The sequence below is a fragment of the Mycobacterium leprae TN genome, assembly GCF_000195855.1.
Lineage (GTDB): Bacteria > Actinomycetota > Actinomycetes > Mycobacteriales > Mycobacteriaceae > Mycobacterium > Mycobacterium leprae.
On the sequence record NC_002677.1, the window covers coordinates 2688542 to 2706820 of the forward strand.

Sequence of the window (18279 nt, forward strand, 5' to 3'; positions counted from 1 at the left end):
ACAATAGTCACGTACGCCTGCAGAGCATTAGTTGACAGCCCGGTCAACTCCTTTCCGGAACTGCGCGCACAGCTTTTTTGTCGGGTTTGTCCGGCACCATCAACGGCACAGAGTCGCGACAACCACTGCCTGCTTGAGCGATTGCACCACGCCTTTGTGTTTCTTGATAGCGTCCTGGATCTAGGCGGTCATGGCAGCGATCGCGGCGTCATCGCGGGCCGCAGCAGCGCGCAACATAACCACCACGGTGACGGTCGCGCCCCACTTTTCGTCCGATGCACCAAACCACACATACCTGCGCGACAGCCGCATGCTAAGCGATGACATCTTTGCCCTTCCGCAGGAACACATTGAAGTCTCCGGTGACGATCATGTCCTTGACCTGCTACTTTTTTGCAAAAAACTCGTCCTCGCCTTCACAAGCTATATCGTCGGTGGTCAGCCAGCCGTTTTTAAACGTCTCGGCTGTAACGTTCGGAAAATTCCAGTAACCGCCGGCCAACAGCAGAACGTGGAAACAGATTTCGCCCGGCTCCCCCTGTGGAACAGTTTTACCGTCCTCGCTCAGCAGAGCGACGCGTATGAACAGCTTCTGGCATCCGCATGAAGTCACCAGAACCGAAGATCGGTATGAATCGCCGTATTGCTTTGTTCCGCCACACCGGGTTTGATCGCCTAAGCGGCGTAATAGACGGTCTCGCGCTAAGGCAGGTCCCGGGTGTGAGAATCCGGGTATCCAATCAACAAGTATAGCATTGACAACACTAGTATCTTCACCTAGCGCTGTTGTTTCTAGGTGCTTTTCAGCAGCTTCGTTCGGATCGGATTTGGCTAGCACGATCACTTCTCCTCCCTTGATGAGGGGAGGTGTGAAGAACGCCATGCCGGTGTGGAACAGCGGTGTACACATCAAGAACCGCGGGTTCTCTGTCCATTCCTATTCGATGAGTTGGATTACCGCCATGGTAGCGATCGACTATGCGGTGCTTGGGTTTGCCGGTGTAGATCAGGCAGATGAGATGACCTGGTCCGGTGGTAGGTCCGCGGCCATCAGCGGCTGCGGCGCGAACTTGGCCATCTAGGAGTAGAGTTCGGGTCACCTCTTTGCGCTCTTCGGTTATCGGACCGATAGTCAGGATCTGCTTGAACGAGTTCACCGGCTGCTGCAGCCCTAACGCGCGCCCGACGAACATCGGGTTAGGGTCGATGATCAGTGAGCTTATGCCGGCGTCGGAAAGCACATAAGCGTGATCTTCCAGCGAACCGAGCAAGTGTAGCGCCGTTCGCCGATAGCCCCGACTCTGGCCGTACTAATGGTCATCAGCATTTCGGTACGGTTTAGTGACTGGAGTACGACTGCCGCTCCAGTGTCAGCCACTCAACGCATCGAGTGCTTGCGGGTACTGGCTGATCCGGTAGGCCAGCTAGCCATCGATGAGCGTAGTGCCGCCGAGTAACAGTATGGGCTTGATTCTTGTGGCGCTTCAGCACGCCTATCAAGTAAATGGCGATTATGGGTTGGGTTGCGTCACAGTTTCGTCACCCATGTAGTAGAATTAGCAACGTATTTCAATTTCGTGTCCAGCACCTCACCACACTCGTGATCGCCACTAGTGATTTCCGCCTACGATCGATACAAACCTCGAGGCTGGGTTAGTCACTACTGGAAGCATTTTGACAGTAGACGACGTACAGTTTACCGCTGAGGCACTTGCTGTTGCTGACAGCCAGATCACCGCCATCGGTAACCGGTCCCTAGATAGGGAGTTCATCGGTACTAGCACCGGTAACAATTAATGTTAATTATGGTCGTGCTATGCTGAGATTTGTTGAAGACAATGGCGATCCGATGATGGATAATGTCGCGCTGTCCGATCGCATCGTCGGACATAAGATCTGTCACCGTACACAATGTCGATGAAGTCGTCGAGGAGATTCGTCATGAGGACCGCCGCAAGGCAAGCGGCCGGCGTGTACCTCAACAGTTATGACCTACTACTGCGGTCCGGACTGCCCCAGACGACATTGCGATTGCGCCGGGCGAGCCGTTGGTGATCACCGCAATTCTGGGAACAAGGCCTATTTCAACCCGCACGAGGCACGGCGTGCCGGGGTTGAACACAGACACGCCGGATCCTAAGGACGTTAAGTACGGCCGTGATAGCTCTGTTTGAACTCAGCGGCACGGCCGAGGAAGCTGGCGCGTGTTTCCATTGTTAGACGCTGCCATCGAACCCAGCGACTATCCGGCAATGCTGCGCGTCGAATGCACCCGATTCAACCGTGTGGGTCTGACCACATGTTCCGAGATGGTTTTCGACCCGGTGTTTCGACCGCTGGTTGAGCGACCGCGTGGCGATCTAATGATCCTGCTGCGCAACTACGAATCTCTAATCCGCAGTTGTCCACCGACGCCGTCCCGGCGAGGGCGACAAAATGCTGCGCTAGGTGGGGATCAATATCTGCTGGGTGTACAGCTCACCATGGGTTGGCACCATCACGTTGTCTTTATCTTGTCTTTAATCCTTATTTGGACACAGCCACGACCCGCGCCATTGGTGCGCCGGCGGGTTCTTACGGACACGCTAAACTACACCCGCGAACAGCTGGCTGAAATCGTCGGCGCCTACTTTCCGTTGGGTTGGCCACTAACCTGCCATTTACTATAGTGATGTGATGCCAAAGTCGACACCATCTTCGACGTGTATGAGGAGATGCTGCGCCGACATCCGCGTCCCAACCATCGTTTTCGCCTCGAACACGTCGGCACCATCCGGCCTAACCCATTGCAGCGTGCCGCCGCGCTGGTTGTCATCTGCAGCATAGTCATCGACCAAATCCACTACTAGTGGTGACTTCATTATCGACATCCTGTTTTGGCCAGAGCGCGGATGTCTTTGGATTTAAGCAGGATCCACGGCAGCAACCAGTATGGGGATATCACTGCACAACGATCCACACCGTGACACCCGAAGAACCACTGAGCAACATCATTAGTGTGACGGCGACGCAGGTCGCGTCGAGAGCCCGGGTGTTGGACTCGGAGGAGCGGTTGACGGTCAACCAGGCAATCCGCGCACAGACGATCGATGCCGGCTGGCAGCTGTTCGTCGACGATGTGATCGCCTCGCTGGAGGTCGGCAAGTACGCTGACATGATGGTGTTGTCAGCCGATCTGCGGACCGTGCCGCCCGAGCGGATCGCCGACTTCAAGGTGTGTGCGACGTTTCTGGCGGGTCGCCGGGTGTACCCGCAGTGATTCCCACCCTGACGGAGTTGTTGGACCGGCTACATGTAGTGGCTCTGCCGATGCGGGTGCGCTTCCGCGGCATCACCACCCGCGAAGTGGCGCTGATCGACGGCCCAGCAGGATGGGGAGAGTTCGGGGCCTTCCTCGAATACCAGCCCTTAGAGGCGTCCGCGTGGCTGGTGGCGGGCATTGAGGCCGCTTACGGTGAGCCACCGGAGGGTCGCCGTGACCGGATCCCGATCAACGCCACCGTGCCAGCCGTGTCCGCCACCCAGGTACCCGAGGTGCTTGCCCGCTTTCCTGGCGTGCGCACCGCCAAGGTTAAAGTGGCCGAGCCCGGACAAAACCTCGCCGACGATGTCGACCGGGTCAACGCGGTGCGGGAACTGGTGGAAACCGTGCGAGTAGACGCTAATGGTGGCTGGAGCGTCGAGGCGGCGGCCCAGGCGGCCGTTGCCCTGACCGCCGACGGCCCGCTAGAGTACTTAGAACAACCGTGTGCCACAGTCGCCGAGCTCGCCGCGCTGCGCCGCCGGGTCGACATACCGATCGCTGCTGACGAAAGCATCCGCAAGGCCGACGACCCGTTGGCGGTGGTCCGCTCGCACGCTGCCGACGTTGCAGTGCTGAAAGTCGCGCCGCTGGGCGGGATTGCATCGTTCCTGGCTATCGCAGCGCAGATCGATATCCCGGTGGTGGTTTCCAGCGCGCTAGATTCGGTGGTCGGGATCACCGCCGGACTGATCGCCGCCGCGGCCCTACCCGAACTCGACTACGCCTGCGGGCTGGGCACCGGCAGGCTGTTCGTCGCAGACGTCGCCGAACCTATGCTGCCTGTCGATGGTTTCCTTCCGGTCGGACCGGTAACGCCTGACCCAGCGCGGCTGCAGGCGCTGGGCACGCCGCCTGCCCGACGGCAGTGGTGGATCGACCGAGTCAAGACCTGCTACTCGCTGCTTGTACCGTGTGCAGGTGATCAATCTGGCTTACGAAGACCGCGGGACCGGTGAACCTGTTGTTTTCATCGCTGGCCGTGGCGGCGCAGGACGCACCTGGCAACCGCATCAAGTCCCGGCATTCTTGGCGGCCGGCTATCGCGTCATCACCTTCGACAATCGCGGAATCGGCGCCACAGAAAATACCGAAGGTTTCACAACGCAAACCATGGTCGCTGACACCGCGGTACTGATCGAATCCCTGGGCGCGGTCCCAGCGCGCATCGTTGGGGTGTCGATGGGCTCATTCATCGCCCAAGAGCTCATGGTTGCCCGCCCCGAACTGGTCAGAGCTGCCGTGCTGATGGCCACCCGTGGCCGGCTGGACCGCACCCGCCAGTTCTTTCACGCCGCCGAAGCCGAGTTCCATGACTCCGGCATCCAGTTGCCATCAGGCTACAATGCAAAAGTTCGTTTGCTGGAAAACTTGTCACGCAAAACACTCAATGATGACGTGGCCGTAGCCGACTGGATAGCCATGTTTAACATGTGGCCGATCAAGTCCACCCCGGGACTGCGTTGTCAAACGGATGTCGCCCCGCAGAACAACCGGTTACCGGCCTACCGAAGCATCGCCGCGCCGGTGTTGGTGATTGGCTTCGCCGAAGACGTAGTGACACCACCGTCTCTGGGACGAGAGGTCGCCGACGTCCTGCCTAACGGCCGCTACCTGCAGATACCAGATGCTGGTCATCTTGGGTTTTTCGAGCGTCCGGAAGCCGTCAACGCCGCAGCGCTGCAGTTTTTCGCTGGCGTCAAAGGCGAGTGGCCTTAGACGTGGCCAGAGCGCATCGGGCACCGTGGCGGGTACCCTCATCCGCTGCTAAACGTCACAAACCATCGCTTAACAGGCCTGCACGGGGACGCTTGTACACTTTCGAGTTTCTTTAAATCGGTCTCAGAGCCAAACTGAGACCGCGGTCCGGATCACCCCGTCGTCAAGCCCCTCGCTATGAGGGAAGAGCTTTAGCTAAGCCGCGCCGGCCGCATTGTTGCCGGGCTATGACACCCTGTACGGATGAACCCCTCGACGACACAGGCTCGCGTCGTCGTTGACGAGCTGATCCGCGGCGGCGTCCGCGATGTAGTGCTGTGCCCCGGGTCGCGAAACGCCCCGTTGGCATTCGCCCTGCAAGACGCCGACCACGCCGGCCGGATACGGCTGCACGTACGCATTGACGAGCGCACCGCCGGGTATCTGGCTATCGGGCTGGCGGTCGCCGCGGGCGCGCCGGTGTGTGTGGCGATGACCTCGGGCACTGCCGTCGCCAACCTTGGCCCAGCGGTGGTCGAAGCCAACTATGCCCGGGTGCCACTGATCGTGTTATCGGCCAACCGGCCTTATGAATTGCTCGGCACAGGGGCCAACCAGACCATGGAGCAGCTGGGCTACTTCGGCACCCAAGTTCGTGCCGCCATCAGCCTAGGCCTAGCAGAGGACGCGCCGGAGCGGCTCGATTCACTCAACGCAACCTGGCGATCGGCCACCTGCCGAGTATTGGTGGCTGCCACCGGTTCTCGTACCGCCAACGCCGGCCCCGTGCAGTTCGACATCCCACTGCGCGAGCCTTTAATACCCGACCCGGAACCCCACGGCGCCATCACACCGCAGGGCCGGCCCGGCGGAAAGCCGTGGACCTACATACCGCAGGTGACGTTCGACCAGCCGCTGGAAATCGACTTGTCAGCCGACACCGTCGTCATCGCCGGGCACGGTGCAGGCGTGCACCCGAACCTGACCGAATTGCCGATCGTTGCTGAGCCGACCGCGCCATTTGGACCGTACCGGCCCTACCCGTTGCACCCCCTAGCGCTGCCTCTGCTGCACCCGAAGCAGGTGATCATGCTCGGTCGCCCGACACTGCACCGCCCGGTGTCGGCGCTACTGGCCGACCCACAAGTGCCGGTGTACGCGCTTACCACTGGGCCGTGTTGGCCGGACGTCTCGGGCAATTCTCAGGCCGCTGGTACTCGGGCGGTAACCACCGGGACACCGCATCCGGCCTGGCTGCAGCGCTGTGCGGAGATGAACCAGCACGCGATCTCGACGGTGCGCAGCCAGCTCGCGGCTCATCCGTTAATCACGGGTTTGCATGTCGCTGCAGCTGTGGCAGATGCACTACGGCCCGGTGACCAACTGGTGCTTGGGGCGTCCAACCCGGTGCGCGACATGGCGTTGGTTGGTTTGTCCACTGACGGTATTCAGGTGCGGTCCAACCGCGGCGTCGCTGGCATCGACGGCACCGTATCCACCGCGATCGGGGCGGCGCTAGCATATGAACGATCCCCCGGCTACGCTGGTAGCACAGACCGCCCGGCTCGTACCGTAGCATTAATCGGAGACCTCGCATTCGTCCATGACAGCTCGGGGCTGTTGATCGGCCCCACCGAACCCACACCGCAGCAGCTGAAAATCGTAGTGTCTAACGACAACGGTGGGGGTATCTTCGAACTGCTGGAGCAAGGCGACCCGAGGTTGTCTGCCGTATCGTCGCGCATCTTCGGTACTCCGCACGACGTCGACGTAGGAGCGTTGTGTCGCGCGTACCACGTGGAAGGTCGACAGATCGAGGTCGACAAGCTGCGGGAAGCCCTCGACGAACCCGGTGTTGGCATGCGCGTGCTGGAAGTCAAGGCCGACCGATCTTCGCTGCGCCAGTTGCATGCAGCAATCACGGCAACATTGTGAGGTTGCTATTATGAGGTATTGTCAACTGTGATATTGTCGAAGTCGTTGCTGCGCATCCTTATTCATGGTCGCAGCGACGAACCGCCCAGTACTCGTGCCAGAGTTATCATGCGATGGGGGCGGATTGCGGTGCTGATCGTGACCGGTTTGATCACGCTGCAATCGGTGCTGCTTGTGGCCGGCGCTTGGCGCAATGACCTGACGATCCAACACAATATGGGGGTCGCGCAAGCGGAAGTACTTAGCGCTGGGCCGCGGCGCTCAACGATCGAGTTCGTCACCCCCGAGCGCGTCACCTACCGACCAGAACTCGGTGTATTATATCTCTCTGAGTTGTCCACAGGCATGCGGATTTACGTTGAATACAACAAGAATGATCCGAACCTGGTCCGCGTGCGGCACCGCAACGCCGGACTGGCGATTATCCCGGCCGGGTCTATCGCGGTAGTGTGTTGGCTGGCTGCGACTGTCGTGCTAGTCGCTTTGGCAGTGCTGGACAAAAGGTTGGACCGTCACACCGAATCGAGTGCTGTGCCGAGCCAACCAACTTCCTAAGGTGCCCAACCGGCAGATTTCACATGAGATACGCCCGTAGGTAACTGTGTCGAAAGCCGGCGCTGACACTGATGAACACGGTAGTGGTGTGCGCGTTACTCTCATCTCATCTCCGAGTAGTTCCTCCCGCATGTCAACGGTTTTAGCAACCCAATGATTCGGATTCTCGAACATTTGCGTGGAACCTGGCATAAAAACTCGGGTGATAGGCACCCCGATACCCCCGTCGGATGGCACACCGCGCAGAGCGAATTCACGACGGCATTCGGGTGCACCGGGTGCCATCACGAATGTTTTCGAAAGTAAACCACGTTGCTGCTAGGCTTGCCGATGCCTCGACTGGTCGGCGTACTGCGCGGATTCGATCATCCGGACGTGGGGTGCATCTAACGTCTCCGACGCTACTAGGTCATGGCGGAATACGGGCCGCTCGTCGTCTTGATGTGCCGACAATCGTCGATATACCAAACCGACGTCTCGAGTTTCGTATCGAATTACGGAATTCCGATCCCGACACGGGCGGCGTAGGCATGGTTCCGTCATCTTCACAGCCTTGCCAACCGCACCCCGGCGCCGTTAATTGCGACTATGGAATCCCATGTTAACAATCCGTATTCAGCGGGTATATTCGGTGTGCGTGCGGAGGTCGACATGTTTTGGTTCGCGCCGTTTGGTGCGCAACTAAGAACTCAGGCAGCAGTTGATCACTGCACGACAAGCCCATCGTTGGCTTTGTGAACCGGATAGCGCTGGAAATACAGGTTGAACAGCTCCCACGGCACTGTCAGCTAGCGATACCCGGCCGCTCGGCGTCGTCGACTACGGCCTCGACCAACGCAAACTGCAATCAACAATGCCCACAGCGGTTTTAACTGGTGCGTTGTATGGCGATGAGCTCGCCGCTGCGTATGCCAGTATGGATATATTAGTGCATACCGATGAGCACGAGATGCTTTGCGAAATTGTGCAGAAAGCTTTGGCGTCAGGGCTGTCGGTAGTCATCTCCGACGCCGGCAGGCCACGCAACCTGGTCATCCCGTGCTGCGCCGTACTGCTGCCCACCGCTGTTGCCCATCTGGTCGCAGAACGCCACAGCTACTCACCAGCTTCCCGGCATAGTGTGCTCTGGCCGGTCATACGTAAGTAGCTGCTTGGCCATTACCAGGAAGTACGAGGCAGACTCGGGGCTCGGGCCTCCTAGTTAGAATCGCAAGCGCGGCGACATCGGGCACAGCGAGTCATCACAATCGATTTGCCTCCCGGTAGCGTCGACGTCGTGAGTCGCGCTGCCCTGGACAAGGACCCCCGGGATGTCGTAGCGATGTTCGACGACGTCGCCCACCGATACGATCTGACCAACACTGTGCTGTCGCTGGGTCAAGATCGGTACTGGCGACGAGCCACGCGGTCGGCGCTGCGGATTGGGCCCGGGCAGAAAGTGCTGGACCTGGCCGCAGGCACGGCGGTGTCCACAGCGGAACTGAGTAAATCCGGCGCCTGGTGTGTGGCTGCGGATTTTTCGGTCAGGATGCTAGCAACCGGCGGTGCGCGAAAGGTACCTAAGGTGGCCGCAGATGCCACCCAACTTCCCTTTAGCGATGGTGTATTCGATGCAGTCACTATCAGTTTCGGGTTGCGCAATATCGCCGACTATCAGGCGGCGCTGCGCGAGATGGCCCGCGTCACCCGGCCCGGCGGTCAATTAGTAGTGTGCGAGTTCTCCACACCCACCAATGCGCTGGTCGCCAATGTCTACACGGAATACCTGATGCGGGCACTGCCGCAAGTGGCGCGACTGGTGTCTAGTAATCCCGATGCCTACATCTACTTGGCGGAGTCCATCAGAGCCTGGCCCGATCAGGTTACGCTGGCCTGCCAGCTGTCGCGGACCGGTTGGGCGTCGCCGCGCTGGCGTAACCTCACCGGCGGAATTGTGGCTTTGCATGCAGCAGATAAGCCGGTGCGGTAAGCCGACCTGAAGAAAACCTAGCGAGCGCCGGCACGTTGCAGGATGCCTATTTGGTTAGGGCAATAGTGATTGATCGCGGCGCCCAGGAACTGCAATGATTGCCCCTCCGTGGTGTATAGCGGCAGATTACGCTGGATGAAGGTGGCCGACTTATTGACATCCCCGTCTACGCCCTTAGCCAGTCGCTGGCAGGCGATCTTGCCCAGCCACGCGTTGTAGTCCTGTGCGCCGTAAATGCCGTAGCTGTGGAGCTGTGCGTTGAACGGGGCGTCGTAGTCGTCGGCCAGGGCCGGTGCAGCCAGTACGGTAGCGGCGGCCGCCATCGCAACGTTAGCGGCTAGGCCAGTGCCCTTCATAAGCCGGATGATATACTTAGCCGCTTCATCAGCACAGATGCACCGATAGCAGCCAACCACCGATCGACACTAGCCGGTTGGGTTCTTCACGCAGCTCAACGCCAGGCATCCCGAAAAAGTCCTTCGGCGCTTTGGCGTACAGGCAGGCCAACCTGGTCTCGTCGACGACCAGGTACGGACATCACCTAACGCAGCTCGTCTTCGGTTATCGCATTGATCGGGCCTGCCAAGTATCGCCGCCTTGTCAAAGAACAGCGCAAAGCATTGCAGCACTCGGTGCTGCAATGCGGCGTATCGACTGCTAGTAGCCCTCACAAGCCTCGACCGGGATCGAGTGGATCAAGCCCTGCTATCCAGGATAGAATATTACCGAACCTGCTGGCTGATCCTAGTCAGTAGCAAGTGAAATCATTGAGGTGAGGTCAGCCACCTCGAAGTTAAATCGTGGTCAGACCTCGCTACCCGGCCTCCCGTGGTCATGACCCCATGTATATCGACCGCTCTGGCATATGCCAATGCAATTGTTATTGCGAGAGAAGGGCAAAATTGGACTAGCTGAACGGTGGTCGGCGATCGACGAGCCATGATGCCCACCCGCCGCTTCGCCACACCCGCGCCACCCAGTCGGCATCGTCGTCGGTGACCAGATTGGCCATCACCCGCACGGCTATGGTTATCAGTGAAGTAGAGCGCATCGCGCTCGGACCGATCGCGGGCAGACACCGTTTGAAGGTCAGCAACAACGCCAGCCGGCGTGCGACCGAAAATCCGCGACCATAATGCTGCTGCAGCAGCGAAGGCCACACGTACGACAAATCGCGCAAGTCCAGCAGCTCGGCGGCCAGCCGGCCTGTTTCTAGACCGTAGTCAATGCCTTCGCCGTTGAGCGGGTTGACGCACGCTGCAGCATCACCGATGAGCATCCAGTTTGGTCCGGCTACTCCGGAAACAGCGCCCCCCATCGGCAACAACGCCGACGAGACCGCCCGCGGTTGGCCGGAAAAGCCCCACTCGTGACGGCGTAGATCTGTATAGTACGAGATCAGCGATCGCAACGCCAGGTCGGCTGGCCGCTTTGATGTCGACAACGCTCCAACGCCGATATTCACCTCGCCGTTGCCCAGCGGGAAAATCCAGCCGTATCCAGGCAGCACGGCTCCGTCGGGGGAACGTAGTTCCAGATGCGATGTCAGCCAGAGGTCGTCGCTGCGCGGAGTGGTCAGGTACCCACGGGCAGCAACGCCGTACACGGTCTTTTGATGCCAGCTCCGGCCTAGCTTGCGACCCAGCGGAGACCGGGCCCCGTCGGCAATAATTAACTGGCGGCAGCCAACCTCGGTGCCGTCGGCCAACGTCACTGATGCTGCCCGTCTCGATGAATCATGGTAAACCGAGACAGCTTTAGTCCCGAGCAACATGCGGGCCCCGGAATTCTCGGCGACCTTACGTATCCGGTCATCTAATTCTAGTCGTGGCACCGCACTGCTGGTTGACGGGAACGACGGGCCGGGCCAATCCACTTCCACTTCGCCGCCAAAGCCGCTCATTCGTAGACCGCGATGTCGGATGCGGGTATTTAGCCAGTCGTCCAGCCCTAGCCGTTTCAGCTCAGCGACCGCGCGCGGAGTCAACCCGTCACCGCAGGCCTTGTCTCGAGGAAAGCAAACCGAATCGATGACGATTACATCATTACCGGCGCGTGCCGCCCAGGTGGCTGCAGCTGACCCCGCTGGTCCGGCGCCCACCACTACCACGTCTGCGCTAGTCTCCACCCTCACTAGTATGTTGGTTGGATGACGACTACGCCGATGGTGGTAGCGGGCATTAATTTCGGAGACGCTGCGTTTGCGGCGACTGTACAAGACAGGGTAGTGAGGATCGAGCAACTCATGGATGCCGAGTTGCGAGACACGGACGAGGTGATGACCGAGTCAGTACTACACTTGTTCGCAGCCGGTGGTAAGCGGTTCCGACCGCTGTTTACAGTGCTATCCGCCCAGATCGGACCCCGGCCCGACGCTCCAGAAGTTATAATAGCCGGTGCGGTCATTGAACTGGTCCACCTAGCGTCGCTTTACCACGACGACGTGATGGACGAGGCCGAGGTCCGGCGCGGGGCGCCCAGTGCCAACCTGCGATGGAGTAACAGCGTTGCCATTCTTGCCGGCGATTATCTATTTGCTACGGCGTCGCGGTTGGTATCACAGCTTGGACTGGATGCTGTGCGGATTATCGCTGACACGTTTGCCCAGCTGGTGACCGGGCAGATGCGCGAAACCCGCGGTGTGCCGGAAGGTGCAGATTCGATCGAGCAGTACCTGAAGGTGGTGTATGAAAAAACGGGTTGTCTGATCGGCTCGGCTGGTCGGCTTGGTGGTTTGTTTGCTGGCGCACACGCCGAGCAGGTCGAGCGGCTGAGCCGACTCGGGAGCATCGTGGGCACCGCGTTTCAGATTTCCGACGACATCATCGATATCGACAGCGACTACACCAAGTCCGGCAAGCTTCCCGGCACAGATGTGCGTGAAGGCGTGCGCACTTTACCGATACTCTATGCGCTGCGTGAGACCGGGCCCGATAGCGAGCGGCTACGAGCACTGTTGGCCGGACCCGTCGACAACGACGCAGAGGTAGTCGAAGCACTAGCGCTGTTGCGGGCGTCGCCCGGGATGGCGAGGGCCAGGCAAGTGTTGGCGCATTACGCGGACCAGGCCAGTGGCGAGCTGGCTCAGTTGCCCGACGGCCCCAGTCGGGATGCGCTGGCGACTCTGGTCGACTACACAACCAACCGGCACGGTTAGAGCGCAGGCAACTCCTGGGTCGCGGAACCCGCAGGGTTGTCCTGGGCGTTAAATTGTCAGTAGTCCGCAAGAACCGTTGTGTGTCGAAACCTTTGCAAGGAGGACACTGAATGACCTGGCATCCCCAAGCAAACAGGTTGAAGACCTTCGTCCTGTTGGTCGGTATGTCCACATTGATCGTGGTTGTCGGCGCGATATTTGGCAGGACGGCGCTTTTCTTTGCGACCCTGGTTGCTGTAGGAATCAACGTCTACACGTACTACAACAGTGACAAGCTCGCGTTACGGGCGATGCATGCGCAACCGGTTTCGGAGGTGCAAGCACCGGTGATGTACCGGATCGTGCGCGAGCTGGCTACCGGAGCGCACCAGCCGATGCCGCGGCTCTATATAAGTGATACAAACGCGCCCAACGCTTTCGCCACTGGCCGTAATCCACGCAATGCCGCGGTGTGTTGCACTACCGGCATATTGGAGATCCTCAACGAGCGCGAGCTGCGTGCCGTGCTGGGGCACGAACTCTCTCACGTGTACAACCGTGACATTCTGATCTCCTGTGTGGCCGGTGCGCTGGCAGGCGTGATTACCGCGCTGGCCAACATGGCCATGTGGGCTGGCACGTTTGGCACCACCCGGGACGAAGAGAATCCTTTTGCACTGCTGCTGGTTTCGTTACTGGGCCCGATCGCCGCGACGGTGGTGCGACTAGCGGTATCGCGATCGCGGGAGTATCAGGCCGACGAATCGGGCGCTATGCTCACCGGCGACCCTCTGGCCCTGGCGTCGGCGTTACGCAAGATTTCCAGCGGCGTACAGGCAGCGCCGTTGCCCCCGGAACCGCAGCTGGCCAGCCAGGCGCACTTGATGATCGCCAACCCGTTCCGTGTTGGCGATCGGATCGGGTCACTGTTCTCGACACACCCGCCGATCGAAGACCGCATTCGCCGGCTAGAAACGATGGTGGCTGGTCGATAAGAACTAACCTGCACCCCTCCTGGTCTAAACGTCGAGCTGACCTTCGGGTCAGAACATGCGTGGTTTCGCTGAGTTGATATCGCATGTTCCTGCTGTCTGTCTAGCCCCTTCGCGTTACGTTATTATTAGCCGAGCGATGGTGTGGTCAATCGACCATCACATGCTGTATCAAATCCGGCGTAAAACTGCATATACTTACTACGCCGAAGTAACCTGACGGCGACAAATAACATCCTAACGTCGCACTTTGTATCGAGGCCGCCATACACTAGTGACACTAGTGCGGCGGGCACAGACCACCGACCAACACCTAATCGCCAATATCCGCTGAGGTGGCTACCAGCTTGTCGCTGACATGCAAGTTTATGTGGCTGAAGTAAGTTACCAGACCCCTCCACCGAACGCAGTTAATGCGGCAAGTTTACCGTCAGGACATCACCGCGTTGCATGCACAACTTGCCTCTCGAAGCTACTAGGCAAAGCGTGTGTCTCCTCTCTCCAATCAGTGCAATCTAGTGGGAGGGAAATTACGCAGCGGCCTCTGGCTGCTGTTCGGGTCCGATCAAGTCACCCATGGCGCAGCGAGAAAAGTGACCGGTCTCGACCACACCATTGATGTGAACCGTTCCACCGGTGGCGTGATGTTGTCGCTGCCAGTCGTGAATCGCCTGATGCGCGGCGTGATCGAGGTAATTTACTGAAATATTGACCGTGACCCGCGTGCAGGGAGGGACAGAAGCTAGTACGCGGGTAAGCCGGGGCAAAGCTAGGAATGTGCACGCTCCCGCGACGAGGACGTGCCACTCGTCACCAACGGGCTGGGCCTCGACCCTCGCTCGTATCACCCGCCATCCGGTCAACGCGATAGCCACGGCGAGTCCTATCATTACGCCGTGCAGGAGATTGAGAAATACCACGCAGACGGCTGTCACCAGGTAGACGGCGAGATCCCCGTTCCGCAAGGCGGTTTCGATGTGGGCAGGTTTCAACAGCTGAACTCCGACGACTATGAGTAGTCCGGCAAGTGCTGCAGAGGGGATCTGGTCAACCAACCCGGCAAACGGAATCGTGAAAAGCAGGATCCAAATTCCGTGCATGATCGACGAAGCGCGGGATTTCGCACCCGCGATGACATTGGTTGAACTGCGCACAATTACCCCGGTGATGGGAAGCCCGCCGATCGCTCCGGACACTATGTTTGCAGCGCCCTGCCCGATCAACTCGCGGTTTAAGTCGGTGCGTGGCCCGTTGTGCATTTTGTCGAGTGAAACCGCCGACAAGAGGCTCTCGACGCTGGCAATGAGCGCAACTGTGATCACGCCTAACACCACGGCGCCCCAGTGACCGTCGGGAAGCTTCGGCAGCTGCAAGACATCCAGCGAAGACCTGTTGTCGACCTGAATCCTCGACACATGGAACGGGAACACCACCGAGACAAGCGTCGTGACCACGATCGCGACCAGCGGGCCAGGGATCCGGGCCACTCGGGCAGGAACCCACCGCCAGGCAATCAATATAGTTATCACTAATACACCAAGAATGACCCCAGGCCGGTGCGCACCCAGGATTTGACTTGGCAAGCCAATGGCGTTGTGCCAAGCAGTGCTTTTCGATTTTCCGCCGAGCAGTACATGGGCCTGTTGAAGTGCGATCGTGATGCCGACACCGGCCAACATGGCGTGTACTACGACGGGCGATATTGCCAGTGCGGCTCGCGCAACGCGGCTAAGCCCCAGCAGTACTTGCAGAACACCCGCTGCCACAGTGATAAAACACGTTACTCCCCAACCGAAATCGGAGATCAGATCGGCTATGACGACTGTCAGCCCGGCTGCAGGACCACTGACCTGCAGTGGTGATCCACCCAAGGCTCCAGCGACGATCCCTCCAACAATAGCGGCAATTAGGCCCGCGAGCACCGGTGTGTCCGAGGCGATTGCTATGCCCAAGGACAACGGGAGCGCTACCAGGAACACTACAAGTGACGCGGGCAAGTCATACCGGATAGCGGATCGCAATCAGTCGCTCCCTCGATCTCGATAGGTTCTTAAGGTTTTATTATTTTATAGTTAGTTATATATAGCATATACATAATTTATATATCGTTGAGGCACGTTGCAAACATCCCGTCCCTTAACCCGTATTGGCCTTTGGCGTTGCATAGCAACTATGCAACTCACCTACACAGAGGTAGAATACAAAAGTACTCCAGCTCCGTTGTTCGAGTCAGAGTAGCTGCCTACTGGCAGGTTCGATGGTATTGGGGCGGCCGGGTGTGGGTCAAGTTGGCGAATCACGTGCATACCGAATCCTTGCAGTTAAACAACACGTACTGTTTGGTGAGACTAGCACCTCGAGTGTGCACATCATGGCCGAGGACTTCGGTGATCAGGCCGCTACTATAGGTTCGTTCTACGGTCGAGGCATGGTTGATCACCACGTCGACTTCGCGGGTGATCGGCATAGTTTGAGACCGAATTCTCCGGCAAACTCCATGACCACACTGGCGGCCTTGCCTCCTCGGCGATCGGGTTCATCGATGCGATGATCTCATAATAGCGTCTTCCCCGAGCCTGGTTGTTCACCGCCGTGGAGGTTGTAGCTAAGTTGATTGGTACAAGTGACGATGGGGTTGCCAGACCGGCCAGGCCCGAGAAAAGTTTCGCTGCGCCCACCCAAAGGCCATGCCTAACTTCGTCATCTCGCGCAGGCGATCACTAGCGCGCGGGTGTTTTACCGATGCCCGATGCGTAACCCATCCCGACCACGATGGCGAAGATGTTCTTCAGCGCACCCGCTCGATGACATCGTCGGTGGTGTAGACGCGGAAGCGCCAAGTGTGGAACAACGTCGCCAGCCGGGTAGCCAGATGTTGGTCGAGCATCGCCAGCACCGCAACGGCGGCTTATACTTCGGCCACCTCCCGGGCGATGTTCGGCCCATCACATACAGGATTCCCACCGGATGACCGGGCAGCACTTTCTCGACGATCTCGTGACATCCGACGGGAATCCTTGGACCAGCGACACCACCGGCACCCACAGCCGCAGTTCCTTGGCTAGTTTGATTTTGATTTGAGTATGCCTCAGAAAAACCATCAAGGGTAAACCCATGACGACGTCGGAACATTAATTAAGCGGCCTCCGAGAACTAAATGGCAGCCGTGCAGGATGTTGCTCAGGACGATGTCGTTTCCGAGGCAGCGGCTGTTGCGGTGAGTTCGTTGATGTCTCTTGGTTGTTACCTAGGAGCGTACCCATTGCAGCGTCGGTCCGCGGTGCGCGCAGATTTACGCTACGGTGGTGCCCCACGAGCCGTCATCGGGAACAACGACTTTAAGTGCGCACTGTTCTCAGCTACTGTACTTAGGGTTCAGCGTATTGCTAAACACCATCGCCGCCGTTGATGCGGTCGAACCGATATTAGATCGCGTCGGCGAAGCGTTTCTGCCGGACGTTCCACGGTTGTATTTAGTGTATATTTTAGTGCTTAACTTGGGCAGTGCGTGCAGCGATCGCAGTACTTAATCGACCTTGATGTCCCATGGCGATTTTTCAGTTGTAGGATCGGCATCTGAGTGTGGATAACCGTGAGAATCCATGCACGCCAAGAATTTCGCTATGGATCATGCTGTCAAGGCGTTCGCGTAAAGTCTAGGACGCATTCGTGCAACCCACACACACCAGAACAGGTTGGGTACATGCTTCGAGCATATGAACCTTGTAGACAAAGCAGTCACAGAGATTGATGATTAACCTTACATATTGATACTGTCCAGCCTGATCGCCACGCCATCAAACACCTGCAACTGCAGCCCGGCGGCGGTGATGATGACTTCAGCGTCGAGATGTCCGCCGGACTCGAGTGCGATACCGGTGGCGTCGAAATGGTCGACGTACTTCCACGTGGCCCGCAGCGATAGCGCGGTAGAGGTCGGCATCGGAGATCAGGCACATCCGCTTATCCCACAGTTGGTACCGCGGTTTAATAGTGAGTGTCGACACTGTAGCCGTCAAGAAAGTTGCTGACAGCCGTGCGTCGTGCTATCCACTTTACCACCTTCGGTGTTTTGTGGGCGATGAACCACAACACCGCCGCTTGTAACTTTTGTATATCCGGATGATAGAAATAGGAAGTCCGGCGGGGAAACATTTTACAAGAGACAAAAGCGAACTTGCTGTATTTGTATGCCGACATCAGATAGCACGGTGAGTGCTGCAGAATGGTTACCTTTTCGGCCCAGTCGGCTAGCGATGGATTAGCGTGACTGCGGGAGCGACAATATCGACCACTACCATACTTTTTGCTGGTGTAGCCCAACTCGTCCGACCAGTGCTGTGGATGCACACCGCCGCTGAATTACTCTATGCTGGGGAAATCTGGGGCGTAGCCTTCGTCGTAGTTGTAGTAGCTGCTACCAAAGAACACGAACTAGCAGAACAAGAGCTGGTTTACACCAACTTGTTCGACGATCACCATCCAGGTGTCGGTAGCCGAATCCCAGTTCTCTGCGCGCACGGAACTGTTGAACCGGATGTGGTGGTCGTGGGGTCGATACCATACTTGCGCGCGGTGGGTCGATGGACCGCATCAAGGCCGGAAATACCGGCGCCGACGATAACCACGTCGACTTAGCCGGTGTTAACTTCTTGGGGGATCATGGTCGGAACCTCCTTATGAGCCTAGGTAT

General features: G+C 58.5%; 13 protein-coding genes and 4 pseudogenes. 10 read left to right on the top strand and 7 right to left on the bottom strand.

Annotated elements, in window-relative coordinates; genetic code table 11:
* Positions 1 to 27: 27 nt before the first annotated feature.
* Positions 28 to 1547 (bottom strand): annotated as a pseudogene (locus tag ML_RS11590) (AMP-binding protein).
* A gap of 82 nt (positions 1548 to 1629) precedes the next feature.
* Here ML_RS11590 and ML_RS19560 point away from each other — a divergent pair.
* The 7 genes and pseudogenes from ML_RS19560 (at position 1630) to ML_RS11625 (ending at position 9458) form a co-directional block, all read left to right on the top strand.
* Positions 1630 to 3259 (top strand): annotated as a pseudogene (locus ML_RS19560) (amidohydrolase).
* Entirely contained in the window at positions 3256 to 4260 is a 1005-nt protein-coding gene (locus ML_RS11600) for an o-succinylbenzoate synthase (RefSeq protein WP_010908796.1), read from the top strand. The pseudogene ML_RS19560 and the gene ML_RS11600 overlap by 4 nt, the downstream one beginning before the upstream one ends.
* A complete protein-coding gene (locus tag ML_RS11605; protein ID WP_010908797.1) occupies positions 4223 to 5020 on the top strand; it encodes an alpha/beta fold hydrolase in 798 nt (265 codons plus the stop codon). The genes ML_RS11600 and ML_RS11605 overlap by 38 nt, the downstream gene beginning before the upstream one ends.
* Positions 5021 to 5263: 243 nt before the next feature.
* On the top strand, positions 5264 to 6934 hold the full coding sequence (gene menD / locus ML_RS11610) for a 2-succinyl-5-enolpyruvyl-6-hydroxy-3-cyclohexene-1-carboxylic-acid synthase (RefSeq protein WP_010908798.1): 1671 nt from the start codon (positions 5264 to 5266) through the stop codon (positions 6932 to 6934).
* 27 nt (positions 6935 to 6961) lie between these two features.
* Positions 6962 to 7489 (top strand): DUF3592 domain-containing protein, encoded by a 528-nt coding sequence (locus ML_RS11615; RefSeq protein WP_010908799.1) that lies wholly within the window; start codon positions 6962 to 6964, stop codon positions 7487 to 7489.
* 153 nt (positions 7490 to 7642) lie between these two features.
* Positions 7643 to 8636, top strand: a pseudogene (locus ML_RS18190) (glycosyltransferase).
* A 129-nt stretch (positions 8637 to 8765) separates the two neighbouring features.
* Entirely contained in the window at positions 8766 to 9458 is a 693-nt protein-coding gene (locus ML_RS11625) for a demethylmenaquinone methyltransferase (RefSeq protein ID WP_010908800.1), read from the top strand.
* A gap of 17 nt (positions 9459 to 9475) precedes the next feature.
* Here ML_RS11625 and ML_RS11630 read toward each other — a convergent pair whose 3' ends face one another.
* From ML_RS11630 to menJ, 3 genes are all read right to left on the bottom strand, one after another.
* The gene (locus ML_RS11630) at positions 9476 to 9814 is read right to left on the bottom strand and encodes a DUF732 domain-containing protein (protein ID WP_010908801.1); all 339 of its coding nucleotides are present in this window, start codon (positions 9812 to 9814) and stop codon (positions 9476 to 9478) included.
* Between the two features lie 28 nt (positions 9815 to 9842).
* Positions 9843 to 9965: a hypothetical protein gene (locus tag ML_RS17595; protein WP_269147031.1), complete on the bottom strand. Its 123-nt coding sequence runs from the start codon at positions 9963 to 9965 to the stop codon at positions 9843 to 9845.
* Between the two features lie 400 nt (positions 9966 to 10365).
* Entirely contained in the window at positions 10366 to 11592 is a 1227-nt protein-coding gene (gene menJ, locus ML_RS11635) for a menaquinone reductase (protein ID WP_010908802.1), read from the bottom strand.
* Between the two features lie 15 nt (positions 11593 to 11607).
* Here menJ and grcC1 point away from each other — a divergent pair, with 15 nt between their 5' ends.
* Both grcC1 and htpX read left to right on the top strand, forming a co-directional pair.
* Entirely contained in the window at positions 11608 to 12615 is a 1008-nt protein-coding gene (grcC1, locus tag ML_RS11640; protein ID WP_041323298.1) for a nonaprenyl/(2E,6E)-farnesyl/geranylgeranyl diphosphat synthase, read from the top strand.
* A 110-nt stretch (positions 12616 to 12725) separates the two neighbouring features.
* Positions 12726 to 13589, top strand: coding sequence for a zinc metalloprotease HtpX (gene htpX / locus ML_RS11645; RefSeq protein ID WP_010908804.1), 864 nt, complete (start codon positions 12726 to 12728; stop codon positions 13587 to 13589).
* 527 nt (positions 13590 to 14116) lie between these two features.
* On the opposite strand, the gene ML_RS11650 is transcribed toward htpX, so the two are convergent.
* The 3 genes and pseudogenes from ML_RS11650 to ML_RS16735 all read right to left on the bottom strand — a co-directional run bounded on the left by ML_RS11650 (position 14117) and on the right by ML_RS16735 (position 17529).
* The gene (locus ML_RS11650; RefSeq protein ID WP_010908805.1) at positions 14117 to 15607 is read right to left on the bottom strand and encodes a SulP family inorganic anion transporter; all 1491 of its coding nucleotides are present in this window, start codon (positions 15605 to 15607) and stop codon (positions 14117 to 14119) included.
* A gap of 275 nt (positions 15608 to 15882) precedes the next feature.
* Positions 15883 to 16878 (bottom strand): annotated as a pseudogene (locus tag ML_RS11655) (NAD(P)H-dependent glycerol-3-phosphate dehydrogenase).
* A 468-nt stretch (positions 16879 to 17346) separates the two neighbouring features.
* The gene (locus ML_RS16735; RefSeq protein ID WP_231846628.1) at positions 17347 to 17529 is read right to left on the bottom strand and encodes a hypothetical protein; all 183 of its coding nucleotides are present in this window, start codon (positions 17527 to 17529) and stop codon (positions 17347 to 17349) included.
* Between the two features lie 323 nt (positions 17530 to 17852).
* Here ML_RS16735 and ML_RS16740 point away from each other — a divergent pair, with 323 nt between their 5' ends.
* Positions 17853 to 18224 (top strand): hypothetical protein, encoded by a 372-nt coding sequence (locus tag ML_RS16740; protein WP_231846629.1) that lies wholly within the window; start codon positions 17853 to 17855, stop codon positions 18222 to 18224.
* Positions 18225 to 18279: the final 55 nt, after the last annotated feature.